The sequence below is a fragment of the Tardiphaga sp. 172_B4_N1_3 genome (assembly GCF_052076035.1).
GTDB lineage: Bacteria > Pseudomonadota > Alphaproteobacteria > Rhizobiales > Xanthobacteraceae > Tardiphaga > Tardiphaga robiniae.
Window position 1 is genome coordinate 1,978,338 of sequence record NZ_CP197238.1, and the last position, 24,824, is coordinate 2,003,161.

Genomic DNA, 24,824 nt, shown 5'->3' on the forward strand with positions numbered 1-24,824 from the left:
GGTCTGACCACTGCCGGTGGAGGGAACCTGCCCGGCGATGATCTGCTCGGCCTGAGTCCACCAAACGCAATCCCTGGATGACAAAATAAAGTTGGGCTGTGAACAGTGGGCGCAGCTCGGATTCCGGACAGTTTTAGAAATATTTTTGACTTCCGAATCCATGAGGACTCACTGATACTTGACCTCAATCGAGGCGCGCTCTGCCCCCTTGGTTATCCACCCTTTCCACCATATTTAGTATTTGATTCAGGAACCCCGACTACTCCTTGACGGGTGAGATCGGTTTGGCCTAGTTTTCGAACTGTTCGGCGCGGGTCGTTTTTTGTCCCGTCGGACGCTCCCAAACGGGTTCCAGATTGACCGCTCCGTCCTCCAGTCGAGGCTACGGGATCGGGGATTTGCGTCCTGGAATCCGGGCCGGAAAGTCGGCGTTTGGAGCACTAAAAAACGGGCCGGAAACCGGCTCAAACAGTGTGGTGAGGCGTTAGGATCAGGTCGACCCGCAACAGCGAGGAAGCCCGATCCAAGGAAGCATGACCCCGGCAGTCCCGGGTGGCCGAGATGACGGCCAGCACATGCTCCACAGAGAAAACAGGACCGGTTCACCCGGCCAAGCTGCGGCGAATTTGGGGCAACCCGGACGTCGCTAACAGAAATCGCCGATGCCGCCAGATGGGGTGTCGGGCTTAAGACGGGGCACGACCACGATGCAGATTCAACGCCGCTACACCACCGAAGGACAGTCGCCCTATGCCGGGATCGACTTCCGCCACACCACGTCCGAGATCCGCAATCCGGATGGCTCCGTGGTGTTCAAGCTTGAAGGCGTTGAAGTGCCCGACTCGTGGTCGCAGGTCGCCTCCGACGTGCTGGCCCAGAAGTATTTCCGCAAGGCCGGCGTCGCCGCCAAACTGAAGAAGGTCGAGGAGGAGACCGTGCCGTCGTGGCTGTGGCGCTCGGTGCCGGACACCGAGGCCCTCGCCGCACTGCCCGAGAAAGAGCGCTTCGTCTCTGAGCTCTCATCCAAGCAGGTGTTCGACCGCCTCGCCGGCTGCTGGACCTATTGGGGCTGGAAGGGTGGCTACTTCACCTCTGAAGCCGACGCCCACGCTTTCCATGACGAGCTGCGCTTCATGCTCGCCAAGCAGATGGTCGCGCCGAATTCGCCGCAGTGGTTCAACACCGGCCTGCACTGGGCCTACGGCGTCGACGGTCCCGGCCAGGGCCACTATTACGTCGACTGGAAGACCGGCAAGCTCACCAAGTCGAAGTCGGCTTACGAACATCCGCAGCCGCATGCCTGCTTCATCCAGGGCGTCGAGGACGATCTGGTCAATGAAGGCGGCATCATGGACCTGTGGGTGCGTGAAGCCCGCTTGTTCAAGTATGGTTCGGGCACCGGCTCGAACTTCTCGAAGCTGCGCGGCGAAGGCGAGAAGCTGTCGGGCGGCGGACGCTCAAGCGGCCTGATGTCATTCCTGAAGATCGGCGACCGTGCCGCCGGCGCCATCAAGTCGGGCGGCACCACGCGCCGTGCGGCCAAGATGGTCGTGGTCGATGCCGACCATCCGGATATCGAGACCTATATCGACTGGAAGGTGAAGGAAGAGCAGAAGGTCGCGGCCCTCGTCACTGGTTCGAAGATGAACCAGAAGCACCTCAAGGCGATCCTGAAGGCCTGCGTCAATTGCGAAGGCTCCGGCGACGACTGCTTCGATCCCGAGAAGAACCCGGCGCTGCGCCGCGAGATCAAGCTCGCCCGCCGCTCGCTGGTCAATGACAACGTCATCAAGCGCGTCATCCAGTATGCCAAGCAGGGCTACAAGGACATCGACTTCCCGATCTACGACACCGACTGGGATAGCGAAGCCTACCTCACCGTTGCCGGCCAGAACTCCAACAACTCCGTCTCGCTGAAGGACGATTTCCTGCGCGCCGTCGAGACCGATGGCACCTGGGACCTGATCGCCCGCAAGGACGGCAAGGTCATGAAGACCATCAAGGCCCGCGATCTCTGGGAGAAAATCGGCTACGCCGCCTGGGCGTCGGCCGACCCCGGCCTGCACTTCAACACCACCATGAACGACTGGCACACCTGCAAGTCGTCGGGCGATATCCGCGCGTCCAATCCGTGCTCGGAATACATGTTCCTGGACGACACCGCGTGCAACCTCGCCTCGGCCAATCTGCTGACTTTCTACGACACCGCTTCGGCCACCTTCGACATCCACGCCTACGAGCATCTCTGCCGGCTGTGGACCATGGTGCTCGAAATCTCGGTGATGATGGCGCAGTTCCCGTCGAAGCCGATCGCCGAACTCTCGTACGAGTTCCGCACGCTGGGCCTCGGCTATGCCAATATCGGCGGCCTGCTGATGACCATGGGCCTGTCCTATGACTCCAAGGAAGGCCGCGCACTGTGCGGCGCCCTCACCGCTGTGATGACCGGCGTCAGCTACGCGACCTCGGCCGAGATGGCCAAGGAGCTCGGCCCGTTCCCCGGCTACAAGAAGAACGCAGCCCACATGCTGCGCGTCATCCGCAACCATCGCCGTGCCGCCCATGGCGAAACCCGCGGCTATGAAGGCCTCGCCGTGGCGCCTGTGGCGCTGGACCATGCCTCCTGCCCGCAGGCCGACATCGTCACCCGCGCCAAGATCGCCTGGGATCTCGCCCTCGAACTCGGCGAACTCCATGGCTATCGCAACGCCCAGACCACCGTCGTGGCGCCGACCGGCACCATCGGCCTGGTCATGGATTGCGACACCACCGGCATCGAGCCTGACTTCGCGCTGGTGAAATTCAAGAAGCTCGCCGGCGGCGGCTACTGGAAGATCATCAACCGCGCCGTCCCGGCCGCGCTGCGCGTGCTCGGCTATCGCGAAAGCGAGATCGCCGAGATCGAGGCCTATGCCGTCGGTCACGGCTCGCTGTCCAACGCGCCGGGCATCAATGCCTCGACGCTGAAGGCCAAGGGCTTCACCGATGAGGCGCTGAAGAAGGTCGAGGCTGCGCTGCCGACCGCCTTCGACATCAAGTTCGCCTTCAACAAGTGGACCTTCGGCGAGGACTTCCTGCGCGACGTCCTCAAGATCGAAGCCGAAGCCATTGCGGCTCCGGGCTTCGACCTGCTCGCCGCGCTCGGCTTCACCAAGCGCGAGATCGAAGCCGCCAACGTGCACATCTGCGGCGCGATGACGGTGGAAGGTGCCCCGCATCTGAAGGCCGAGCACTACAGCGTGTTCGATTGCGCCAATCCCTGCGGCAAGATCGGCAAGCGTTATCTCTCGGTGGAAAGCCACATCCGCATGATGGCGGCGTCGCAGCCCTTCATCTCGGGTGCGATCTCCAAGACCATCAACATGCCGAACGACGCCACGGTGGAGGATTGCAAGTCCGCTTACCTCCTCTCGTGGAAGCTCGCGCTGAAGGCCAATGCGCTGTACCGCGACGGCTCCAAGCTCTCGCAGCCGCTCAACTCGCAGCTCATTAGCGATGACGACGAGGACGAGGATGCGCTCGAGAACCTGATGGAAAAGCCGATGGCGGCCCGCACCGCCGCGATCTCCGAGAAGGTGGTGGAGCGTCTGGTCGAGCGCATCGTGGTGATGCGCGACCGCGAGAAGATGCCGGATCGCCGCAAGGGCTACACCCAGAAGGCCGTCGTCGGCGGTCACAAGGTGTACTTGCGCACCGGCGAATATGACGACGGCCGGCTCGGCGAGATCTTCATCGACATGCACAAGGAAGGCGCGGCGCTGCGCTCCTTCATCAATAACTTCGCCATCGCCGTCTCGCTGGGTCTCCAGTATGGCGTGCCGCTGGAGGAATATGTCGACGCCTTCACCTTCACCCGCTTCGAACCCGCGGGCCCGGTACAGGGCAACGACAGCATCAAGTTCGCGACCTCGATCCTCGACTATGTGTTCCGCGAACTCGCGGTCTCCTACATGTCGCGCTTCGATCTCGGCCATGTCGACGTCTCCGAGTCGGGCTTCGATGCGCTCGGCAAGGGCGAGGACGAAGGCAAGGCGCCGGCCGACCAGAACAAGTATGTCTCCAAGGGCCTGACCCGCTCGCGCACTGACAACCTCGTCGTCATGCGCGCGCCGGCCCCGGCTGAGAACACCGACGCCCGCGCTTCGGGCAACGTCACCTCGCTGAACGCGTCGGGCGCCACCGCCCGCCACGGCAGCGGAGATGCCGCGGTGGCCCTCAAGACCGCCGAGCCCGAGCACGCGCTCTCGCCGACCGAAAAACTCGAGGCTCAGGCCTGGAGCAAAGCGGGAAGCGCCGCAGCTGCCGCGCCCAGCAAGGCCGAACGCCGCGCCGAAGCGAAAGCCAAGGGCTACGAAGGCGACATGTGCGGCGAGTGCTCGAACTTCACGCTGGTGCGGAATGGGACCTGCATGAAGTGTGATACTTGTGGGTCCACCACGGGGTGTTCGTGATACAAGCAAGCATCTATAATACATAGTTGAATAGTCAAACGGCGGCCCAGTGGCCGCCGTTTTTTTGTCTGGAGATGATCATGAACATTCAAGTCAGCAATCGAAGCTTGAAAAATCTCACAAAGATCAACGTGGTCATGGGAAAAAACGGCAGCGGGAAAAGCACGCTCTTAAGAATACTCGATCAACAAAAGGCGCAACTGCCCCAAATTGGCACCTGTCGCTACATTACACCAGAACGTGGCGGGCAGCTAACATACGACGGCAGCATCGAAACGGCCGACTCACAAAATCCAGGTTGGAAAGACGACGTACGTCGTAACAATCGCTACGAGAGCTTTCGGCAAATGAGCGTAAGCGAATATCGTAGGCTTGAAACGCTAGTATTGAGAAAGATAGCGACAGACAAAGCCACTCGGCAGGACCTTGGTTTCTCATTCGATACAACATTGAACGCGATCAACAATCTGCTGGACAACGTACGAATCGAACCGGGTCACGGCGTAGGCTTCGAAATAAAAGATAAAATTGGTGGCGCAAAGCGGCCTGCAAATTCGCTTAGCAGCGGAGAGGCCGAGCTAATCAGCCTTGCAATAGAAATTCTCGCGTTTGCATACGAGACTGAAGGTTACAAAGACCGAGATTCATATTTACTTCTGGACGAGCCGGACGTTCACCTACATCCCGACTTACAAGAACGCCTCATGACTCTTCTAAAGAACGCCGTGGCAGATAGGCAGATAACCGTAATTATCGCCACACATAGCACAGCCATTCTAGGCGCCCTAAGTGACGAGGATAGTACCAGCGTGGGCTTCATTCTCCCACGGCAGAATGCAATTGAATTCATGCCGATAGTATCCTCGATAAGAGACATTCTTCCAATATTTGGAGCTCATCCCCTATCAAACGTTTTCAACAGTAATCCGATCTTACTTGTTGAGGGAGAGGACGACGAACGTATTTGGCAGCAAGCGGCGCGTACATCTCAAGGGCGCATAAGAGTCTGGCCATGTCACGCCGGCGATATCCAAAGCTTGGACGATTACGAAAATAAAGTCGAACTAATCGCCGGCGCCGTTTACGACAAAGCTCGCGCATACTCCCTCCGTGACCGGGATGAAAATCCTTACGAAATTGATGACAAACCCATCGTTAAAAGGATGCGACTATTTTGCCGGGCCGCAGAAAATCTTATACTATCCGATGACGTTCTCAAGCGCATGGGAACCGATTGGGAGACAATACGCGCTAGCATAGGCGATTGGCTTGAGAAATTTCCCGATCACCAGCAATTTCCCGCAATGAAAGATTTCCGCGACAGCGGCTATGATAGGCGGACCAGCGACATCAAGGAGCTCCGCAATATCATCATGATGCTAGCCGGCTCGAATAAAGCCTGGGAAGTGGTCGTAGGACAGAGCATTGCAGGGTTACTTACAGGTCCGACGACATCAGGCGATCATAGCCTCCCGGCCTATCTTGGACAAAAATTGATCGAGGCACTGAAACTGACGCGACCAAAGTGTTGGGAAGCATCGGCCTCAAAACGAGCGCCTTAGTAAGTTTCCTACACTGGAGCAGTACGCCGTTACTTGATATCAGCGCTACAGAATACGTTTTGCTATTTCACTCGAAGCCTCCTAGAATTCAGCTCACGACGTTTTTATAGTTCATTCCTTCGTGAGATTCGCTTAAAGCAGCCAGCGCTGCACTTCCAGCGCAGTGCATTTTCTTCTGAGAGAACAATGACGACGGAAAAATAAGTAACCCGTTGATAACAAGATGACCATTATACAGACTACCGTAACACTGCTTGCCCTTATTTTTGTTGGCGGCGGGGGCGCTTATGCCGCCTTCGTGACCTTTGGTACTACGGCCCATGTATCAAAATGTATCGATCTAGCCGGGTATCTACTGACTGGTGTTGGCCTCATTGGATCTATTTTCTATTTGGAGAACTTCCAGTCACACATGCGATACGACCTCTCTAGGCTTAACAGCATTGAAGAGAGTTCACGAAGAATAAGTGAAGTCGGAGAACGGCTTATTGAGCTGTGCCCGAAGGGGCCTCCTTTTCCAAACGACCCGGAGATTGTACACGATTGCGTTGTGCTTGGTCGCACTATAGTTGCGATCGTTGCACTTGATCCTCGCCGGTTTCCACGAATACCGCCTATCATCGATCAATTTTCATCGAAGCCGTTCATCGATGCTGCAACTGAGATCAACGCAAAGATCGTAGAAATCAACTCATTCAACATGAAGATGGCCGACCTTGAGTTCGAGCGAGGCCTCTCGATAAGGTCATTTTCGCAATTTGAGATTCTCGTTCTGACAATCGGCGGGCTGTGTATGGCTTTCGGCTGCGGAGTTACGCGCCGCCTTGTTGATGTAAGTATAGAGAGGCAAAAGACTTCGAAGTAGCGATAGGGCGGACTAGCGCAACGTAATCCGCCGCCGACTGTCTCTTGGCGCAATACGCTTCGCTATTCCGCCCTACGCGCTGCGTTTTCCCTAATCCCTTGGATGTCTTGCAGTGCGCAGTCAAGCCATCGACGGCCATGGTCGAGGCATGAGGCGCCGTTCATTCATCGGAGGGCGGGCACGGCTAGGCGCTGGTGACGCAGCGCCGCGTGATGTGGTTGATGTCCAGCGCACCCACCTGCCGCATGATCGTGATGAACTCATCGTCCAGGATTTGCAGCACCCGGTCCACGCCGGCCTCGCCGAACGACGCCAGGCCCCATACGTATTGCCGGCCAATGCCGACGGCCGTTTTCAGCGTGACGGTCACCGAAGCGCCCTTGACGATGTCGCCCTTCGCTTCGGCTTTCAATGCAGTCCCGGATGTGACGAGCGGCAGCGTCTCGCGGTCGTTTCCGGACGTCAGCAGCACGGCGCCGGAAACGCCGCTGGCGGGGAGCGACTTGTTGGCCTCGTTGAGGATGTTGAAGATCAGCACCTTCCCCGCAGCGATCATCTCGACATGCACGCCGGCGAAGATCAGCGAACCGACGGCATAAGCAAGAAAGAAAACGCCTCCGGCGAACCCCGCCTGTGTCTCCGAAAAGCCAGTGTTTGGTACGCAACGCCGGCGGAACGGCGGCATAATTGGCGATGCGTGCCGCCGTAGTAGGACTCGCGCGGCGCATGGGGTCAGCGGCACACCTCTTCGTAGTCGCTCGACCAGGTCTGGATTGGCGATGAACGGGCGCCCGAAGGCCCCAGCATCGATCTTGCCGGCTGCGCGGCGCTCGATCGCGAGATCGTAGCTGTTGTTGCCGATATACAAGCGCGCTTTCGATGCCCAGTTGGCGGTTTTCGTCGCCTCATCGACCGGCTGACGAAGTCCGTTCTGGGTCAATCTTCGCGTCGTCACCGTGACGAGGAAGGCGACCTCGCGTATCGGCAAATCCTTTTCGGATTAGTGCTGCATATCGGCCAGTTCCTCCACGAGCACGCGAACATTCTCGCTGTAGTCCACCGGCACCACCACGAGGTGGAGGCCACCAGCCGCGAAGGCCTTCTCCAGTGTCGGTGCCAGACCGCCCGCCTCTGTCACGCGATGACCCTGGGCACCGTAGGACTGCGCGTAGGCAACGAAATCCGGATTGCGGAAAGTCATCCCCGCATCGGCGAAACCGTCGACGGCCTGCTTCCACCTGATCATCCCGTAGGCGTGATCCTCGATGACGAGCACGACGAGATCGAGCTTCAGACGCTGCGCGGTCTCCAGTTCCTGCGAATTCATCATAAAACCGCCGTCGCCGGCGACAACGAGCACACGGCGCTTCGGATTCAGTAGCGCTGCCATCATGCCCGACGGAAGCCCCGCTCCCATCGTCGCAAGCGCGTTGTCGAGCAGCAGCGTGTTGGCGACGTCCGTGCGGTAGTTGCGCGCGAACCATATCTTGTACATCCCGTTGTCCAATGCGACGATGCCGTCGGGTGGCATGACCTGGCGGACGTCGTGGACGATCCGCTGCGGGGTCAGCGGAAAGCGGTCTTCGTTGGCCCGGTCGCCGATGTGGCGCAGGATATCCGCGCGTACACCGTCCCACTGCGTGGTCTGCTTGAGCTTTCCATCGAGCTCGGCCGCCAGCATGTCGAGACCTTTCGCAATGTCGCCGATAAGTTCAGCTTGCGGGTAGTAAACCTCCTCGACCGTCGCCGGCGTAAATCCGATGTGGAGCACCTGATGGCGGCCACGCCCCATGATGAATGGCGGCTTTTCGATGGTGTCGTGGCCGATGGTGATGATCAGGTCGGCGCAGTCGATCGCGCGATGGACGTAGTCGCGTTCGCTCAGCGCCGCCGTGCCGACATAGTAGTCGGACGCCCCGCCGACGGCCCCCTTCCCCATCTGCGTGTTGAAGAATGGGATCTTCACCCGGCGGACGAATTCGGAGAGCGCGGGCGCCAGCCTGGGCCTGCTGGCACCGGCACCGAACATGAGCAACGGGCATTTCGCCGAGAGGATGAGCTCGGCGGCCTTCCGGACGGCGTCCGTCGAGGGCGCCGGGAGATCGGTCGGGTGGACCGGAACGACCGAAACGCCGGAAACCTTCTCCGCCGCGACATCTTCCGGAAGCTCCAGGTGCACGGGTCCAGGACGCTCCTCCATCGCAATCCGGAAAGCGTTCCGGACGACGGTCGCGATGGAAGACGCACTTACGATCTGCTGCGACAGTTTCGTGAGCGGCTTCATGCTCGCAACGACATCCACGATCTGGAAGTGCGCCTGCCGGCTGGCGTGGATCGCCTTCTGGCCAGTGATCAGGACCATCGGCATGCCTCCCAGGAGCCCATAGGCAGCCCCTGTCGAGAGATTCAGGGCTCCGGGCCCCAAAGTGCTGAGGGCGACACCAGGTCTCCCTGTGAAGCGCCCGTGGGTCGCTGCCATGAAGGCGGCGGGCTGCTCGTGACGCGTGACAACCAGTTCGATGGAAGACTTGCGCAAGCTCTCGACGACGTCGAGGTTCTCCTCGCCGGGGACGCCAAAGATGCGGTCGACGCCCTCGTTTTCGAGGGCTGCCACTAGCAGATCGGAGCCTTTCATTTCCCGGTCCTCGTTGTTCATCGTCAAGCTCCTCCGTTTGCCCAGTACCGTATCAGACAAACAGGCCCATTTAATGAAACGTTTGGTGGAACAGACGCGCGTCACCGTTGCCGCACTTTGAGAGCGAATGAGCTTGGCTTTCGGTGACGCGGTCGGTGAAGCGAAAAATCTACGCCTTTATGAAGGACAAAATCTCGGCATTGATGATGTCGGCGTGGGTCGTGCACATGCCGTGAGGTAGCTTCTCGTAGATTTTGAGTGTGCTGTTTTTCAGAAGTTTCGCGGACAGAAGAGCGGAATCCGCGATAGGCACGATCTGATCATCGTCGCCGTGCAGGACGAGCGTTGGCACAGCGATGCTCTTCAGGTCCTCGCTGAAATCCGTCTCCGAGAAGGCCTTGATGCCGTCGTGGTGCGCTTTTGCGCTGCCCATCATGCCTTGGCGCCACCAGTTTTGAATGATCGCCTGCGACGGTTCTGCTCCAGGACGATTGTATCCGTAGAACGGACCGCCCGAGAAATCGAGGTAGAATTGCGACCTGTTGGCTGCAAGCTGGCTGCGCAGGTTATCGAACGCCTCGATGGGCAAGCCTCCGGGATTGGCAGCGGTTTTCAGCATCAACGGCGGCACTGCGCCGATGATCACGAGCTTGGCTACGCGGCCCTTACCGTGACGAGCGACATACCGTGTCGCTTCGCCGCCGCCGGTTGAATGTCCGATGTGAATCGCATTGCGCAGATCGAGATGTTCGACCAACGCAGCGACATCGGCCGCGTAGTGATCCATATCGTGGCCGTCGCTTACCTGGCTCGATCGACCGTGACCGCGTCGATCATGGGCGATGACGCGGAAGCCTTTGCCGACGAAGTACAGCATCTGGTTATCCCAGTCATCTGAGCTCAACGGCCAACCATGATGGAAGACGATCGGTTGGGCCGATTTCGTGCCCCAGTCCTTGTAGAAAATCTGTACGCCGTCCTTGGTGGTGATGGAGGTCATGGGATCGTTCCTCTGCGTTGGATATATGGGGGGTATTGTTTGGATGCCGGCGGCCGACGTGAAGTTGACGACTAGCGAAATCGCATACGTAAGCGTGGTCGCAAGCACCCTCCGTCGGGAGGCATTCGCAAGCCCACTGACGACGCGTTTTGAGTTCATCGTTCGTCTCCTGTCGTTGACGTGGCACGATGATTTCTAGTGAAGCAGGCGTCCTTCTGCGCCAGAGCGATTGCTCGACCTGCAGAGCGATTGCCGTCAGACAACGCGTCGGCGCCAATCGGTCGGAGTTTCGCCGTCAGCTTCCGGAACGCCGGGGCGAACGCGGTTTGGGACGAATAGCCCAGCGCTGCAGCGATGGCGCCCGGAGACCGCGAGGACGAAGTAATTGGTCGGATGGTGCCGGAGAGATCGAACTGCCGACCTCCGGTTCAGAAAGCCGCAATCCACCCCGTGGGCGACAGATGCGGACATTCAGCGATCTACAGCTACAATGCCGTCTGCTGCTTCGCTCAAGACCTCGCGACGCACCGGAAGCCGAGCACCCAGAGGTTGCGCACTTTGGGACCATCGAAGGTGAAGATCGGCGCGCCCAGCCAGTCGATATGCTTGCCAGTCGGCGGATGGCCGAACATCGCTTCGCGCTGGATGCCGTGGAAGAACACCTCGCCGGAAACGCGGTGCCCTTCCTCGATCACTACCAAAATGTCCGTCGCGTAGTGCTGCGCCAAGCGAGGGCGGATTAGCGCAGCGTAATCCGCCGCCACTGTTTCTCGGCGGAATACGCTTCGCACTTGCGCCCTACGCGCTGCGTTTTCCCTAATCCCTTGGATGTCTTGCAGTGCCCGGTCAAACCGTCCACGGCCCTGGTCGAGGCACGAGGCGCCGTTCATTCATCGGAGGTCGGGCACGGCTAGGCGCTGGTGACGCAGCGCCGCGTGATGTGGTTGATGTCCAGCGCACCCACCTGCCGCATGATCGTGATGAACTCATCGTCCAGGATCTGCAGCACCCGGTCCACGCCGGCCTCGCCGAACGACGCCAGGCCCCACACGTAAGGCCGGCCAATGCCGACGGCGGTGGCGCCCAGAGCGAGCGCCTTCAGGACATCGGTGCCGCGGCGTACACCCCCGTCGATGAGCACAGGGATGCGGCCGCCCACCGAATCCACGACCTCTGCCAGCACACCGATCGTCGACTGCCCGCTCTCTTCCGCGCGCCCGCCGTGGTTGGAGACGATCAGGCCGTCCACGCCATGGCGCAACGCCTCCTTGGCGTCCTCACCCGTCATGATGCCCTTCAGCACGAGCTTGCCCTTGACGATCCCGCGCAGGCGATCGACGAACTCCCACGTCATCCCGGTGCCGTAGAGGTTGGTGACTTTGGAAACGTCGATGTCCGCGAAGTTGGCCTTGCGGCTGACCTCATTGGTGAAGCCCGGTGTGTGACAGCCCGAGCACTCGCGCAGGTCCTGGCGCCGCTCGCGGAACAGGGTTTCGGTATTGCGGCCGCCCTGGCGGTCGACCGTGAGGACGATCGCCGGAGAGCCAGCGCTCTCGGCGCGCTGCACCAGCGCGCGCGTCACATTCCAGTCATCGGTCGGATACAACATGAACCAGGCGGGCCGGCCGTGCGCCTTGTTGACGTCGACGATGCTCGCATTATCGACCGTCGAGAGAATCATCTGATGGTTGCGCTTGGCAGCGGCGCGCGCCACGGTGACCCCCGCCTCGGGATCGTAGGCGCCGAGGCTGCTGACCGGGCACATGAAGATGGGGCTGGCCCAGGTTTCGCCGAAGATCTTCACGCTGGTGTCGATCTTCCGCGCGTCGATGAGACGCTGAACGCGGATGTTGTACTTCGCGAAGGCCGTGTGGTTGGCGTCGCGCGTCACGTCGCCGTCGACGCCGCTCTGGAGATAGCCCCAGTGGGCTGGCGCATCCTGGCTGAGCACGGCCTTCTTCGCCGCCGGCTCGAACTCAAACACGTCCAGCGCATCGGCCGGAGCGGTGATGATGCCGTCCGGGCCGAACGCTCTTCGGGAGCCGCGCAGCACGTCGTAGCTCTGCGCGAGCGCATCCGAGTTAGCCGTCAACAGGGTGGTGATTGTACCGAGAGAGGTCGCCGTGAGAAGAGGACTAGCGGCGAAAAAACGCAGGAGTTGGCGGCGCGCGATCATGGTGCGCTCTGTAACGTCCGACACCCCGGCTGCACTTGTCGCCTTCACCAGCGTCGTCCTGCGCGAGAGACCTGTCATCGTGTTCTTTCGAATGCGAATGAGTGCTGCAGGTTAGGCGGATTGGTCTGTATCGTCGTCACGTCAGTGTCTTCAGGTAGGCGATGACATTCTGGCGATATAATGACAATTCTGGTCGCATGTCCATCGGCAAGCGGTGGCCGGATGAGCGCTGCGTAATCCGCCATCGTCATATCGACGCAATACGCTTTCGCCTTCGCTCTGCGAGCTACGGCGGACAGGTCGCACTTGCGCCCCACGCGTTGACGTCGGACGTTGCGCCCGTTGGGAGGCGACCGCGCGTCGACCTCCGTTATTGACGAGTCCTGCGATGCTCTATCTAGTTGCCGCGGGGCCGTCACGCGGCAGCCCGATGACCGGAATATCAATATGCGCTTTCAAATAGCTCGCTGCCTCACGCGTCTCACCGTTGCAACTCTGCTGTCCGCCGCACTGTCGCTGCCCGCTCACGCGGACACCGGCAAAGTCCGCTTCAAGTTCTTCAAGGCCGGATGGTTCATCGGAGCGCAGGCAGGGAGCGGAATCCTCAGTTTCCGTGGGGAGATGTATCCGTTTCGCATCGGCGGCGTGAGCGCGGGCCTGACATTTGGGGGCTCCTCGACCGATCTGGTCGGCGCGGCGCAAAATATGCATCAGGCTTCGGACATCGAAGGCATTTATACGGCGCTCGGTGCAGGTGTGGCGGTCGGTGCAGGCAGGCGCGCCATCCAGATGCGCAACGCCAAGGGCGTCGTCCTGACGCTGGAAGGCGAGCAACTGGGCCTCCAGTTCGATTTCGACCTGAGCGGAATGAGCGTCTCCATCCAGAACCAGTAGTCGGATGCACCAACGTCGAGACGTCTGCTGCCGGCGAAACCATCGCGACCCGCGCGTCACGAAACCCGGCCGCTCGCCGTCCGGCGCTGTGAAGCGGGGCGACTGCGTATCGCGAAAGCAAGCGTAGCCTGAATTACGCGGAGTTTATCATCGAGCGCGCGGCGCGCGACCCGTTGGCTTCATCCGGGCTACAGACTATTATAAGTTCTCATGAAACTAAGCCAGAAATCCGACGCTGTCTGGACCTCACAGCAGGACGAAGAATTGCGGCGGCAATTGTCGGTCGGTCGCAGCGTCAACGAGATCGCGATCCGGTTGAAGCGGTCACCGCTATCAGTCCGCACCCGCGTCAAGAAGCTCGGCATCAGCCAGCCGCGGGTGGATTAGCGCGCTGCCATCAGCCATGACGAAGGTCCCGTTCATCTTCAGCGCCAAACGCCGTCGCCGCTGGCGGCGCAGCCTGCGCTCGGCGCAACGGACGCTCGCGAAACTGCCGCGCGCCATTCAAATCACTGGCGCCGTCGCAATCGTGCTTGTCACCCTCGTGCTGTCCAACCTCATCTATCACGTGATCCACAAGCCGACCGAGTTGTTCTTCTTTGTCGGCCACAGGCTGGACAAGGAGCCGGCCGAAACGTGGCGGCATTACGGGCCGCTGTTTCGCGCCTTTTCGACGCGGTCGATCACGCCCGAATTGCTCGCTGCGCTGGCGCAGGTCGAGAGTTCCGGCAATCCCCTGGATCGCACCTATTGGCGCTGGCGGTTCAGCTTCAATCCGTTCGCGATCTATCGGCCCGCATCCAGCGCCGTCGGTCTCTTTCAAATGACCGATCCGGCCTATGCCGAAGTTTCGCGCTTCTGCATCCGGGCGAACGCGGTTCAGGATACGGGCTGCGGCTTCGGCCCCTATATTCGTGCCATCCCGAGCCATGCCACCGAGCTCGCATCGATCTATCTGGACCGCAATGTCGCCGCGGTCCTCGCGCGCGCCGGCGGCGTGGCGCCGACCCCGCAACAGGTGCAGGATCTCGCCGCCTTCATCCATCTGTGCGGTGGAGGACCCGCCACCGCTTATGCACGCCGTCGTTTCCAGATGACGGCCAGTGAGCGATGCGGCGACCATTCCGTTGCGGGTTACGTCTCCAGGGTCAACGCGTTGAAGCGCAAGTTCCTGCTGATGGCATCCGATAGCGATAAATAGCGCGTAGTTTGGGTCGAGCAAGCGCAGCCGGGATGAAGCTCTTGCGTCATCCGGGATTGATCCCCTCAGTTCTTGAACCTCGCCTGCCCGGACTTGCCATCGGCGGTCTTCAGCGTGACGCTCACCGACGCGCCCTTGGCGATGTCGCTTTTCGCTTCGGCCTTCAATGCCGTCCCGGCGGTGACGAGCGGCAGCGTCTCGCGGTCGCTTCCGGCTATCAGCAACACCGCGCCGGAAAAGCCGCTGGCCGGCAGCGGCTTGTTGGCCTCGTCGAGGATGTTGAAGGTCAGCACCTTCCCCGCAGCGATCATCTCGACATGCACGCCGGCGACATCCTCCATGGGTCCGCCATTCGGCCCTTTCTGATGGGCGTGCTGCGCCATCGCCGGAGCCACCAGCAACAGCGCGGATAGGGCGAGCAGGATTGTCTTCATCGATGGTCTCCCTGGATGGCATGGACGGGCTTCGGCTCTGCATGGGCAGGCGACGATTCCCGGCGGAACAGGATGTAGAGCGCCGGAAGAACGAGAAGCGTGAGGATGGTGGACGAGACGATTCCGCCGATCACGACCGTCGCGAGCGGGCGCTGCACCTCGGCCCCCGCACCCGTTGCGATCGCCATCGGCACGAAGCCGAGCGATGCCACCAGCGCCGTCATCAGCACAGGCCGCAGGCGCGTCAGCGCGCCTTCGCGCACGGCCTCCACCACCTTCTTTCCGTCGCGGCGCAGCCGCTCAATGAAGGTGATGATGACGAGACCGTTGAGCACCGCCACGCCCGAGAGCGCGACGAAGCCGATGCCCGCGCTGATCGACAGCGGAATGTCACGCAACAGCAGCGCGAAGATGCCGCCCGTGAGCGCCAGCGGCACGCCGCTGAAGACCAGCAGCGCGTCCGCCACGGAGCCGAGGCTGATGAACAGCAGCAGGAAGATCAGCAGCAGCGCGATCGGGACCACGATGGTCAGGCGCTGCGTCGCCGAGACGAGCTGCTCGAACTGGCCGCCCCAACCGATCCAGTAGCCCGCGGGCAACTTGACCTTCTGGGCGATCTGTTGCTGCGCCTCGCCGACGAAAGAGCCGAGATCGCGTCCGCGCACATTGGCCGAGACGACGATACGGCGCTTGCCGTCCTCGCGGCTGATCTGGTTCGGGCCCGGCGCGACCGAGATCTCCGCCAATTCCGACAGCGGCGCGTAACGCATCTGGGCCAGCGGCGAGGTGCCGAACGCCGCCGGCATCGCCTTGCTCTGGCTCGGCTGGCCCTCCAGCGGCGGCAGCGGGATCGGCAGCGCCTTGATCGCCTCGATATCCGTCCGCAGTTCGTCCGGAAGGCGCACAACGAGATCGAAGCGGCGGTCGCCCTCGAACACCAAGCCGGCGGTCTTGCCGCCCACGGCGATCTCAACCAGGTTCTGCACGTCCGAGACGCTGATGCCGAAGCGCGCCAGCGCCTTGCGGTCCAGCTTGACCGTCAGCACCGGAAGCCCTGCGACCTGCTCGGTCTTCACGTCCGCGGCGCCCTGGATGTTCTGTAGCGCCGACTGCACCTGCCCCGCGATCCCTGCCAGCACGTCGAGGTCGTCGCCGAAGATCTTGACGCCGACGTCACTGCGCACGCCCGAGATCAATTCGTTGAAGCGAAGCTGGATCGGCTGCGAGAGTTCGTAAAGACTGCCTGCGACCTCCTCGGATGCGGCCTCGATCTCCTTCATCAGATCGAGCTTCGACTTCTTCGGATCCGGCCACTGGTCGCGCGGCTTGAGCATGACATAGCCGTCCGAGATCGACGGCGGCATCGGGTCCGTCGCCACCTCCGCGGTACCGGTGCGGGCGAAGGATTCCTTCACCTCCGGAATCCTGGCCAGCCGCCGCTCCAGTGCCATCTGCATCTCGAGCGATTGCGTGAGGCTGGTTCCGGGGATGCGCATCGCCTGGATCGCGACGTCGCCCTCGTCGAGGCTCGGGATGAACTCGCCGCCCATCCGCGTCGCGGCGTATCCGCTCACGACGACCAGCGCCACGGCCGCGGCCGCCACGACGACGCGCAGACGGATCGCGAGATCGAGCAACGGCACATAGGTCAGCCGCGCGGCGCGCATGAACCAGTTTTCGTTCTCGGAGACCTTGCCGATCACGAACAGCGCGACAGCGGCCGGAACGAAGGTCATCGACAGGATGCTAGCGCCCAGCAACGCCATCAGCACGGTCAGCGCCATCGGCGTGAACATCTTGCCTTCGACGCCGGTCAGCGTGAGCACCGGGAGATAAACCACAGCGATGATCAGCGTGCCGAACAGGCTGGGCTTGATGACCTCGCGCGACGCTTCGATGATCGTCTCGAAACGTTCCTCGCGGCTGAGCAGGCGCCCTCGCCTCGCCTGCTCATGGGCGAGCAGACGCAGGCAGTTCTCCACGATGATGACGGCGCCATCGATGATGATGCCGAAATCGATGGCGCCGAGACTCATCAGATTGGCGCTGACCTTGTTCTCGAACATGCCCGTGATGGTGAACAGCATGGACAGCGGAATGACGAGCGCGGTGGCGAAGGCCGCCTTGAAGTTTCCGAGGATGAGGAAGAGGATCGCGATGACGAGCAGCGCGCCCTCGACCAGATTCTTCTCGACGGTCGCGATGGTCGCATCGATCAGATGGGTGCGGTCGTAGATCGCACGGAGAGAGACGCCCTCCGGCAGCGACTTCTGGATCTGCTCCAGCTTCTGCCCAACACGCTGCGCGACGGTCCGGCCGTTCTCGCCGATCAGCAGCATCGCTGTGCCGAGCACGACTTCCTTGCCGTCGACGGTCGCCGCGCCGGTTCGCAGGTCGGTGCCCTCCTTGACCTCCGCGATGTCGAGGATGCGGACCGGGACGCCGTTCCGGGAGCCGATGACGATCTGCCGGATCTCCTCGACGTCGGCGACCTGTCCGGGCGTGCGCACCAGATACTGCTCGCCGTTCTTCTCGATATAGCCGGCGCCGACATTGGCATTGTTGTTGGCGAGCGACGTCATGACGTCGCGGAAGCTCAGACGGTAGGCCATCAGCCTGGCCGGATCCGGAAGCACGTGGAACTGCTTCTCGAAACCGCCGATGGTGTTGACCTCGTTGACCCCCTGCACGTTGCGGAGCTGGGGCTTGATGATCCAGTCCTGCACGGTCCGCAGGTCGCTCGGCGTGTAGAGCTTGCCCTCGGCGTTCTTCGCCCCCTCCTTCGCCTCGACCGTATACATGTAGATCTCGCCGAGGCCGGTGGAGACCGGTCCCATCGCCGTCTCGATACCGGTCGGCAGCGAGTCCTTCACTCGCTGGACGCGTTCGTTGACGAGCTGACGCGCGAAATAGATGTCCGTGCCGTCCTTGAACACGACGGTGACCTGACTGAGGCCGTAGCGCGACAGCGATCGCGTGTTTACGAGGTTCGGCAGGCCGGCCATCCCCGTCTCGATCGGGAACGTGATGCGCTGCTCCACCTCCAACGGCGAGAAGCCCGGCGCGTTGGTGTTGATCTGAACCTGAACATTCGTGATGTCAGGGACGGCGTCGATCGGCAGGCGCGTGAAGTTCCAGACGCCGAAGGCGCCCATCATCAACACGGCGATCATGACCAGCCAGCGCTGGTGCACGGAGAACGCGAGAAGCCTGTCGATCATGGTCGAATTCCCGGAGCGAGCTCAGTGTTCATGGGACGCCGATCCCTTTCCGAGCTCCGCTTTCACGATGAAGCTGTTCTTCGCCGCGTATTTGTCGCCGTCGAGCAGTCCGAACAGGATCTCGACATTGTCGGAGTCGCGCGCGCCGAGTTCGACGTCGCGCGCCTCGAACTTGTCGCCGCTGCGGACGAAGACGACGCTGCGGTTCTCGACCGTCTGGATCGCCGACGCCCGAACGGCGATCGCGACCGGCTTGGCCGACAGGATCAGGCGTGCCGAGACGAACAGGCCGGTACGCAGGCGCATGTCGATATTCGGCACGACGGCGCGTGCGAGCGCGCTCTGCGTGTCGCTGCTGCCAACCGGCGAGATATAGGACAGGCTCGCCTCGATCGGCTTCCCGCCATCGCCGACGTCGATCAGGATCTTGTCGCCGATCCGGACGCGCGGCAGGTTGCGGCGGTAAACGGACAGATCGACCCAGACCGTCGAAATGTCGGCGACGATGAAGGCCGGCTTCTGCTCGGAGGCATATTCGCCGAGCGAGATCTGGCGGTCGATCACCGTCCCCGAGATCGGCGCCCGCATCTCATAGACGCTCAGGCTCTGGTTGCTCTCGATCTTCGCGAGGAGTTCGCCCTTCTCGACGGTGTCGCCGATGCGCTTCTTGATCTCGCGCACGACGCCCGGAAAACGCGGCGTCACCTGCACCAGCGTCTCCTGATTGGGCTGCAGGATCCCGTTCAGCACCAGAGAGTCGTGCAGCGTTTCGCTTCTGGCGGAGAGGATTTCGATGTTGGACGAGGCGACGCGCGCGTCGCTCATTTCCACGACGCCCTCGTCACCGTGGCCCTTCTCGTCGTGGCTCTTCTCGCCCTTCACCTTCTCGCCTTTGGCCTTGTCGCCTGGCCTGGCGGCCTTGGAGGTGGCCGCGGTCTGCGTATCGGACTTGCTCGGTGCGGTGGCGTAGACGCCAGCGCCGAGCGCGAAGATCGCGGCCGCAGCCACCAGGACCATGATTGGCTTGTTCATCGTGCGCTCCCCCGCGCCAGTGCAAACGGATTACCGACCAGCCCCTCGATGGTGGCGACGGCGACGTGGAAATTCTGCTGGGCTTCCTGTTCGCGCAGGCGCGCTTGCGCGACGCTGGCCTGGGCGTCGAGCACTTCGAGCAGCGAATAGCGTCCCTGCCCGTAGCCTTCGGAAATCGCGTCGGCCGCGTCCCTGGACTTGGGGATCGCGGTCTCGCGCAGGATGGCGAGTTCGCGCAGCGAGCCCTGCAGCGAGTCGTAGGCGCGGCCCGCCACCACGATCAGCATGTTGCGGTTGCCCTGGCGTTCTGCGGCGGTCTTGGCGAGGCTTTCCTGCGCAGAGAGGATGTTGCCCTGGTTCTGGTCGAACACCGGGATCGGCACCGACAGCGAAAGCCGAACGGCGTTGTCGCCGGTCTCACTGAAGCGGCGCCATCCGGCGGATACCGTGACGTCCGGATAGGGCTTCAGCCGGGCGAGCAGCAGTTCAGCGTTGCGCTGCGCATAGATCGCCTTCCAGCGGACGAGCTGCGGGTTCGCATCAATCGCCGCGACCACCGACTGAAAGGTCGGCGGCCTGCCGGTCGCTTCCAGCCGTCCGGAGACGGCCGCGAATTTCGCCGCGCTATCGCCCATCAGGATCGCCAGTTCACGGCGCGCGCTCGCGAGCGACGACCTCGTGCGCTCACGGTCGGCCTTGACCAGTGCCGACGCGACCTCGGCGCGTCCGGTCTCCGCAATGGATGATGCGCCAGCCTCGACGCGCCGCTGCAGCAGCGGCGAGATCTTGTCGATCGCCTCGATCTGTTCGTCGAGAATCTGAATCCGTCGCTGCAGGCCGAGCACGCTCACGAAGGCGATCGCGGTCTCGGACAGCACTTCAAGCCGGACGGCCTGGCGTCCGATGCCCGCGGCATCGAGGCCCGCCTGACCGGAAGCGATGCGCGCATCGCGCTTGCCCCACAGCTCGAACATCTGGCTGACCTGCAGCGTGGTCTCCGCCGAGCGGGTTCCCCTATAGGCGCCCGACCCGAACGAATTGTCCTGCTCGTACGAAATCCCCGGATTGATCAGCGCGCCGGACTGGATGCGCTGGCCACGCGCGATTCCGACGTCACGCTCGGCGGCTGTCAGACGCGGACTGGCGGCAAGCGCGCGTTGAAGCGCAGCACCCATGGTGAGGGTTTGCGAATGAGCTACCCCCGTCAGCGACGAACTGACGAAGAGCACAGCCGCGCACGCGAAACGCGTGGCGATCTTCGAGAACATGATGGAAACCTGACGAATGACGGAGTCTGGGCGCCAAGCGCCCGGCGATGACGGTCAGGTCAGGAATTTGGGTGGGGGAGGATCGATCCCACGCGGCAGGCTGCGACGTTCGACATCGTGAAAAACCGCAGTGCGGGTCTCGATGGAGACGGGCATCGCCGCAAAGACGAGCGGCTGTGCTGTCACGGAGAAGCAGCCATGGCAGTGATTGTCCGCGACGACTCCCTTGTCGGAATGGCCGGTCGCCTTCTCCGCAAGCGAGACGATCGTCGCTCCGGACGGATTGGTCACATCGAATTCGCAGAGACCGTGCATGGCGCCGGCGAAAATGTACGTCGCCAGCACGACCATCACCAACGCCTTGCGCGAGATGCGCAGCAGGCCATGGCGAAGAATGCGGGCGAAAATCGTCACTTTCAGCTTCTCTTTCAAACTCTGCGAGCGAGGTAGCACGGATCGGCGATTCATGTCGATGCGCAACAATATAACAACATATGGTTATGCGCAGGGTACGTATTGCCTGCGTGTTACCATGTTAACGAGTAACCAGATCGCAAATGTGGCAAGCGCGACGTCTGGCCACATGGTCATGATCGTGGGAGGTAGCTGCAGGAGAGGAACTCAATCGGACGGGTTGAGTGCGCTTCGGCCAGTCTCACCGGGACGTGGAAAATTCGTTGCCCTGCATGCCATCTGTCCTGATCTGCCCGAGCAGGCCGTAGATGTCACCGAGCACCCAGAGGTCGCGCACCTTCGGCCCGTCGAACGAAAAGATCGGCGCTCCAAGCCAACCGACGAGTTTTCCTGTCGGCGGATTGCCGAACATCGCTTCGCGTTGAACGCCGTGGAAGTAGACCTTGCCGGAAACGCGATTGCCCTCCTCGATCATCAGGAGAATGTCCGTCGTATAATTCTGCAGCACGCCGGTGACCCAGCGCACATAGTCGGCGAACTGGTCATGTCCGACCAGCACCGGTCCGAGCGATCCCCTGAACGTGAAATCCTCATGGAAGATTTGCGGGATCAAAGTCACGTCCGCATGGTCCCACATATCCTTGTAGAAGGCACGGACCACCTCCTTCTGCGGCGTGAGCGTCACGCCGTCGAACGTCATTGGCTTTTCAAGATGATCGCTGCGTGTGTTCATCGCCCTCGGCCCGGCATGATGGGATTGAACAACAACACTAGCAATCGCAGGGCGGATTGGCGAAGCGTAATCCGCCGCCATCGAGATGTTTGCGCAGCGGAATACGCTTCGCTGTTCCGCCCCGCAACTGAACGGCGACCGCCTCCTGCCCCTCACGTCAATCTTGCACACGGCCCAGGAAACCGGGAATATCCCGCCCAATTCAGAAACGCCCCCGGGAGATTCCAGGCCTATGAAGTTCGATGACGTCATTCTCGGCCGCCGCAGCATCCGCGGCTACAAACCCGATCCGGTCCCCAAAAAGCTGATCGAGGAAATCATCAATCTGGCGATGCGCGCGCCGTCGTCGATGAACACCCAGCCGTGGAATTTCTACGTCGTCACTGGCGAGCCGCTCGACAGGATCCGCGCCGGCAATACCGAACGGATGATCGCAGGTATCCCGCAGTCACGCGAATTTCGCACCGGTCAGGCTTTCGGGGGTCATCACCGCGACCGGCAGGTCGGCGTCGCCAAGCAGTTGTTCTCGGCGATGGGGATCGCCAGGGACGACAAGGAGATGCGGCAGGACTGGGTGCTGCGCGGCTTCCGCCAGTTCGACGCGCCGGTCTGCGTGATCGTGACCTATGACCGCGTGCTGGATGGCAGCGACGATACGCCGTTCGATTGCGGCGCCGTGGCGACCGCCCTCGTCAACGCCGCCTGGTCGCGCGGCCTTGGCGCGGTGATCAACAGCCAGGGCATCATGCAGTCACCGGTGGTGCGCGAGCATGCCGGGATTGCGGACGATCAGGTCATCATGAAAAGCATTGCGCTCGGATGGCCCGATGACAGCTTTCCCGCGAACGCGGTGGTGTCCGAACGCAAGTCGGTCGAGGAAGCGACGGTGTTCGTCGGCTTCGACAACTAACGTGTCGCCTATTGCGGTCCGGCTGTGCCGGTGTGTTTCAGGCGGGATGATCTGACCCAGCCTGTGACGCCGCCGCCCGTCGCACGCGCATACATCACCGAGGTCCACCCGTCGCGCGTTTCAGCATAAGCGACCAGATGATCCCTGGGGATGACAAACACATCGGCCATCGCGCAATCCGCGCTTGGCGCCGAATGGAATTGTAGGCGCCCTGTACCGGTGACGACGGCGCCGAGCGGCGGCGAAAAGATCGGCGTGTCTTTGGTGCCGGTACCGGGCTCGTCGCAGGCGGCGAATACCGGAGACGCCAGGAGCGCCAGCGCGATCGCCAATGCTTTCGACGTCACGTGCATTCTCCCGGGGCTGATTGAGTGACGCCGCGTCTGGATAGCGCTCCCATGGGTTGGTCGGGCAAAACGCGTTGCGGTTCAGCAAGCGCTGGGCGGATCGACGTTGCACGCGCCCTATGCGCGCAGCGCGGTTGACGTCCCTGCCTTTCCCGCGCATCCAGCCTCCAACGAGAAACCTGGGGGCGGAACGTGCTTTACCTGATCTGGGCGCTGCCCGCGCTGGCAGTGATCGGCGCCATCGCTAGCGGGCTCGCCGGCACGCTCCCCGCCTCGCTCATCGGCCTCGCCACGGCACTTGCGGTCGCACTGGCCACCGCCCCGCAACTGTTCGGGATCACTGACGCTGGAACGGCGCTGCTGCGCGGCGCATGGATCGGCTGGATCGTCGTGCCCTATATTCTCGGCGGCTTGCTGTTCTGGCAAATGGCGATCCGCCCCGGCGACGCAGCCATGCCGGTCGAGACGTCACTGCCGGATGCGCGAGCGCGGCGCCGCCTGCTGTTCACCGCCTGCTATCTGATCGGGCCCTTCGCGGAATCCGCCACGGGCTTCGGCATTGGCATCATGGGGACGATGGTGCTGATCCGCCGGCTCGGCCTGAAGCCGATCGAGCTCCTCGCCTTCTCGCTGATCAGCCAGACCATGATCGTGTGGGGTGCCATGGGCAGCGGCGCGGTGGTCGGCGCCGCCTTCGCGCGGACCGATCCCACCGCGCTCGCGCTGCACACCAGTCTCATCTATCTCGTGTTCAACATCCTGTGGCTGCCGATCTACTGGCGCATGGCGGAGCGCGCCGGCATCGGAGCCGACTGGCGCGAGCGCGCCAATGAAGCGCTCTGGCTGCTCGGCAGTCTCGGCCTCGCCATCGTCGCGACGGCGTTTCTCGGGCCGGAGCCGGCGATGCTGGCGGCGTTCGGGCCGGCCATCGTGCTGCGTTATCTGATCGACGAAAAGCCGGACCGCGGGGCGATCGCCGCTGCGGCACGGCGCATGCTGCCATTCACACTGCTGATCGGCTGGCTCGCGCTGACGCGCCTCGTGCCGCCGCTCAATCACCTTCTGCAGTCGTCCTGGAGCATCCAGCCTTTCGCAGGCGTGCCTATCTGGGCGCCGTTGTTTCACGCCGGCACCTGGCTGGTCGCAGCCGCCGTGCTGACCGCCCTGCTGCACGGCCATCAGCGGGCCTTCCCTGCGGAGATCGCAGCCGCCTGGAAGACCGGCCGGCTCGCCGTCCTTACGGTGATCGTGTTCTCGATGATGGCCGAACTGCTGTCGCGCTCTGGCATCGCCGGCGGCCTCGCCCGCGGCATGTACGACACGTTCGGGGTCTGGTCGGTGACGGTCACCCCGATGATCTCGGCCGTGTTCGGCGCGCTGGCCAATAGCGGCAATGCGGCCAACGGGTTGTTCATGCCCTCGCAGCTCAGCCTCGCCACCGAGGCCGGCCTCGACGTCGCCGCCGTCGTCGCGCTTCAGCATGCCGCTGCGCTGTCGCTCAACATGGTCTCGCCGGTGCGGATGTCGATCGTCTGCAATCTCGCCGGCACCCCCGGCCACGAGCGGGACGCCTATCGCGCGATGTTCCCCTTCGTCGTGGTCATCGTCGCGGTTCTGCTCGTGATCTCCGTCCTCATCGCCACCCGGCTCATATGAGGTTTGGTGGCTCGAATAAGCCGGA

Annotated in this window: 20 protein-coding genes and 2 pseudogenes; 8 read left to right on the forward strand and 14 right to left on the reverse strand. The window is 62.1% G+C overall.

Annotation, left to right across the window (positions count from 1 at the left end):
- Positions 1-707 precede the first annotated feature (707 nt).
- The 3 genes from AB7783_RS09150 to AB7783_RS09160 all read left to right on the forward strand — a co-directional run bounded on the left by AB7783_RS09150 (position 708) and on the right by AB7783_RS09160 (position 6,878).
- Positions 708-4,451 carry a vitamin B12-dependent ribonucleotide reductase gene (locus tag AB7783_RS09150; protein ID WP_441277433.1) on the forward strand — a complete coding sequence of 1,248 codons (3,744 nt, stop codon included), beginning with the start codon at positions 708-710 and terminating at the stop codon, positions 4,449-4,451.
- Between the two features lie 80 nt (positions 4,452-4,531).
- A complete protein-coding gene (locus tag AB7783_RS09155) occupies positions 4,532-6,013 on the forward strand; it encodes an AAA family ATPase (protein ID WP_441277434.1) in 1,482 nt (493 codons plus the stop codon).
- Positions 6,014-6,236: 223 nt separating this feature from the next.
- Positions 6,237-6,878, forward strand: a complete 642-nt coding sequence (locus tag AB7783_RS09160; protein WP_441277435.1) for a hypothetical protein — start codon at positions 6,237-6,239, stop codon at positions 6,876-6,878.
- 184 nt (positions 6,879-7,062) lie between these two features.
- Here the strand turns inward: AB7783_RS09160 and AB7783_RS09165 are convergent, their stop codons facing one another.
- From AB7783_RS09165 to AB7783_RS09195, 7 genes and pseudogenes are all read right to left on the reverse strand, one after another.
- Positions 7,063-7,563, reverse strand: a complete 501-nt coding sequence (locus AB7783_RS09165; RefSeq protein ID WP_441279668.1) for an alpha-hydroxy-acid oxidizing protein — start codon at positions 7,561-7,563, stop codon at positions 7,063-7,065.
- A 48-nt stretch (positions 7,564-7,611) separates the two neighbouring features.
- Positions 7,612-7,743, reverse strand: a pseudogene (locus tag AB7783_RS09170) (alkene reductase); the annotation flags it as partial.
- 135 nt (positions 7,744-7,878) lie between these two features.
- Positions 7,879-9,534, reverse strand: coding sequence for an acetolactate synthase large subunit (locus AB7783_RS09175; protein ID WP_441277436.1), 1,656 nt, complete (start codon positions 9,532-9,534; stop codon positions 7,879-7,881).
- A gap of 148 nt (positions 9,535-9,682) precedes the next feature.
- Positions 9,683-10,513 (reverse strand): alpha/beta fold hydrolase, encoded by an 831-nt coding sequence (locus tag AB7783_RS09180; RefSeq protein WP_441277437.1) that lies wholly within the window; start codon positions 10,511-10,513, stop codon positions 9,683-9,685.
- A gap of 255 nt (positions 10,514-10,768) precedes the next feature.
- Positions 10,769-10,866 (reverse strand): annotated as a pseudogene (locus AB7783_RS09185) (AraC family transcriptional regulator); the annotation flags it as partial.
- 156 nt (positions 10,867-11,022) lie between these two features.
- On the reverse strand, positions 11,023-11,277 hold the full coding sequence (locus AB7783_RS09190) for an ester cyclase (RefSeq protein ID WP_139285825.1): 255 nt from the start codon (positions 11,275-11,277) through the stop codon (positions 11,023-11,025).
- Between the two features lie 146 nt (positions 11,278-11,423).
- The gene (locus tag AB7783_RS09195; RefSeq protein WP_441277438.1) at positions 11,424-12,767 is read right to left on the reverse strand and encodes an alpha-hydroxy acid oxidase; all 1,344 of its coding nucleotides are present in this window, start codon (positions 12,765-12,767) and stop codon (positions 11,424-11,426) included.
- 264 nt (positions 12,768-13,031) lie between these two features.
- Here AB7783_RS09195 and AB7783_RS09200 point away from each other — a divergent pair, with 264 nt between their 5' ends.
- The 3 genes from AB7783_RS09200 (at position 13,032) to AB7783_RS09210 (ending at position 14,784) form a co-directional block, all read left to right on the forward strand.
- Positions 13,032-13,583 carry a hypothetical protein gene (locus AB7783_RS09200; protein WP_439058540.1) on the forward strand — a complete coding sequence of 184 codons (552 nt, stop codon included), beginning with the start codon at positions 13,032-13,034 and terminating at the stop codon, positions 13,581-13,583.
- A gap of 210 nt (positions 13,584-13,793) precedes the next feature.
- Positions 13,794-13,970: a hypothetical protein gene (locus AB7783_RS09205; RefSeq protein WP_441277439.1), complete on the forward strand. Its 177-nt coding sequence runs from the start codon at positions 13,794-13,796 to the stop codon at positions 13,968-13,970.
- A 16-nt stretch (positions 13,971-13,986) separates the two neighbouring features.
- Positions 13,987-14,784: a lytic transglycosylase domain-containing protein gene (locus AB7783_RS09210; RefSeq protein ID WP_441277440.1), complete on the forward strand. Its 798-nt coding sequence runs from the start codon at positions 13,987-13,989 to the stop codon at positions 14,782-14,784.
- Positions 14,785-14,849: 65 nt separating this feature from the next.
- Here the strand turns inward: AB7783_RS09210 and AB7783_RS09215 are convergent, their stop codons facing one another.
- The 6 genes from AB7783_RS09215 to AB7783_RS09240 all read right to left on the reverse strand — a co-directional run bounded on the left by AB7783_RS09215 (position 14,850) and on the right by AB7783_RS09240 (position 21,853).
- Positions 14,850-15,218 (reverse strand): hypothetical protein, encoded by a 369-nt coding sequence (locus tag AB7783_RS09215; protein WP_441277441.1) that lies wholly within the window; start codon positions 15,216-15,218, stop codon positions 14,850-14,852.
- Positions 15,215-18,439, reverse strand: coding sequence for an efflux RND transporter permease subunit (locus AB7783_RS09220; protein WP_441277442.1), 3,225 nt, complete (start codon positions 18,437-18,439; stop codon positions 15,215-15,217). Before AB7783_RS09220 ends, AB7783_RS09215 begins: the two co-directional genes overlap by 4 nt.
- Before the next feature lie 21 nt (positions 18,440-18,460).
- On the reverse strand, positions 18,461-19,471 hold the full coding sequence (ihpB, locus tag AB7783_RS09225; protein WP_441277443.1) for a divalent metal ion exporter adaptor subunit IhpB: 1,011 nt from the start codon (positions 19,469-19,471) through the stop codon (positions 18,461-18,463).
- Positions 19,468-20,739: a divalent metal ion exporter subunit IhpA gene (gene ihpA / locus AB7783_RS09230; RefSeq protein ID WP_441277444.1), complete on the reverse strand. Its 1,272-nt coding sequence runs from the start codon at positions 20,737-20,739 to the stop codon at positions 19,468-19,470. The genes ihpB and ihpA overlap by 4 nt, the downstream gene beginning before the upstream one ends.
- A gap of 54 nt (positions 20,740-20,793) precedes the next feature.
- On the reverse strand, positions 20,794-21,153 hold the full coding sequence (locus AB7783_RS09235) for a hypothetical protein (protein WP_439058546.1): 360 nt from the start codon (positions 21,151-21,153) through the stop codon (positions 20,794-20,796).
- A 241-nt stretch (positions 21,154-21,394) separates the two neighbouring features.
- Positions 21,395-21,853: an ester cyclase gene (locus AB7783_RS09240; protein ID WP_441277445.1), complete on the reverse strand. Its 459-nt coding sequence runs from the start codon at positions 21,851-21,853 to the stop codon at positions 21,395-21,397.
- Between the two features lie 265 nt (positions 21,854-22,118).
- On the opposite strand from AB7783_RS09240, the gene AB7783_RS09245 reads away from it, so the two are divergent.
- Positions 22,119-22,796: a nitroreductase gene (locus tag AB7783_RS09245; protein ID WP_120292480.1), complete on the forward strand. Its 678-nt coding sequence runs from the start codon at positions 22,119-22,121 to the stop codon at positions 22,794-22,796.
- Positions 22,797-22,804: 8 nt separating this feature from the next.
- Here the strand turns inward: AB7783_RS09245 and AB7783_RS09250 are convergent, their stop codons facing one another.
- Positions 22,805-23,143 carry a hypothetical protein gene (locus AB7783_RS09250; protein WP_441277446.1) on the reverse strand — a complete coding sequence of 113 codons (339 nt, stop codon included), beginning with the start codon at positions 23,141-23,143 and terminating at the stop codon, positions 22,805-22,807.
- Positions 23,144-23,335: 192 nt separating this feature from the next.
- Here AB7783_RS09250 and AB7783_RS09255 point away from each other — a divergent pair, with 192 nt between their 5' ends.
- Positions 23,336-24,799 (forward strand): L-lactate permease, encoded by a 1,464-nt coding sequence (locus AB7783_RS09255; protein ID WP_441277447.1) that lies wholly within the window; start codon positions 23,336-23,338, stop codon positions 24,797-24,799.
- Positions 24,800-24,824: the final 25 nt, after the last annotated feature.

Excerpts from the sequence above, each read along its gene's own strand:
- AB7783_RS09150 (WP_441277433.1), top strand. The coding sequence starts at position 708 with ATGCAGATTCAACGCCGCTACACCACCGAAGGACAGTCGCCCTATGCC.
- AB7783_RS09155 (WP_441277434.1), top strand. The coding sequence starts at position 4,532 with ATGAACATTCAAGTCAGCAATCGAAGCTTGAAAAATCTCACAAAGATC.
- AB7783_RS09160 (WP_441277435.1), top strand. The coding sequence starts at position 6,237 with ATGACCATTATACAGACTACCGTAACACTGCTTGCCCTTATTTTTGTT.
- AB7783_RS09165 (WP_441279668.1), bottom strand. The coding sequence starts at position 7,563 with ATGCCGCCGTTCCGCCGGCGTTGCGTACCAAACACTGGCTTTTCGGAG.
- AB7783_RS09175 (WP_441277436.1), bottom strand. The coding sequence starts at position 9,534 with ATGAACAACGAGGACCGGGAAATGAAAGGCTCCGATCTGCTAGTGGCA.
- AB7783_RS09180 (WP_441277437.1), bottom strand. The coding sequence starts at position 10,513 with ATGACCTCCATCACCACCAAGGACGGCGTACAGATTTTCTACAAGGAC.
- AB7783_RS09195 (WP_441277438.1), bottom strand. The coding sequence starts at position 12,767 with ATGACAGGTCTCTCGCGCAGGACGACGCTGGTGAAGGCGACAAGTGCA.
- AB7783_RS09205 (WP_441277439.1), top strand. The coding sequence starts at position 13,794 with ATGAAACTAAGCCAGAAATCCGACGCTGTCTGGACCTCACAGCAGGAC.
- AB7783_RS09210 (WP_441277440.1), top strand. The coding sequence starts at position 13,987 with ATGACGAAGGTCCCGTTCATCTTCAGCGCCAAACGCCGTCGCCGCTGG.
- AB7783_RS09215 (WP_441277441.1), bottom strand. The coding sequence starts at position 15,218 with ATGAAGACAATCCTGCTCGCCCTATCCGCGCTGTTGCTGGTGGCTCCG.
- AB7783_RS09220 (WP_441277442.1), bottom strand. The coding sequence starts at position 18,439 with ATGATCGACAGGCTTCTCGCGTTCTCCGTGCACCAGCGCTGGCTGGTC.
- ihpB (WP_441277443.1), bottom strand. The coding sequence starts at position 19,471 with ATGAACAAGCCAATCATGGTCCTGGTGGCTGCGGCCGCGATCTTCGCG.
- ihpA (WP_441277444.1), bottom strand. The coding sequence starts at position 20,739 with ATGTTCTCGAAGATCGCCACGCGTTTCGCGTGCGCGGCTGTGCTCTTC.
- AB7783_RS09240 (WP_441277445.1), bottom strand. The coding sequence starts at position 21,853 with ATGACGTTCGACGGCGTGACGCTCACGCCGCAGAAGGAGGTGGTCCGT.
- AB7783_RS09245 (WP_120292480.1), top strand. The coding sequence starts at position 22,119 with ATGAAGTTCGATGACGTCATTCTCGGCCGCCGCAGCATCCGCGGCTAC.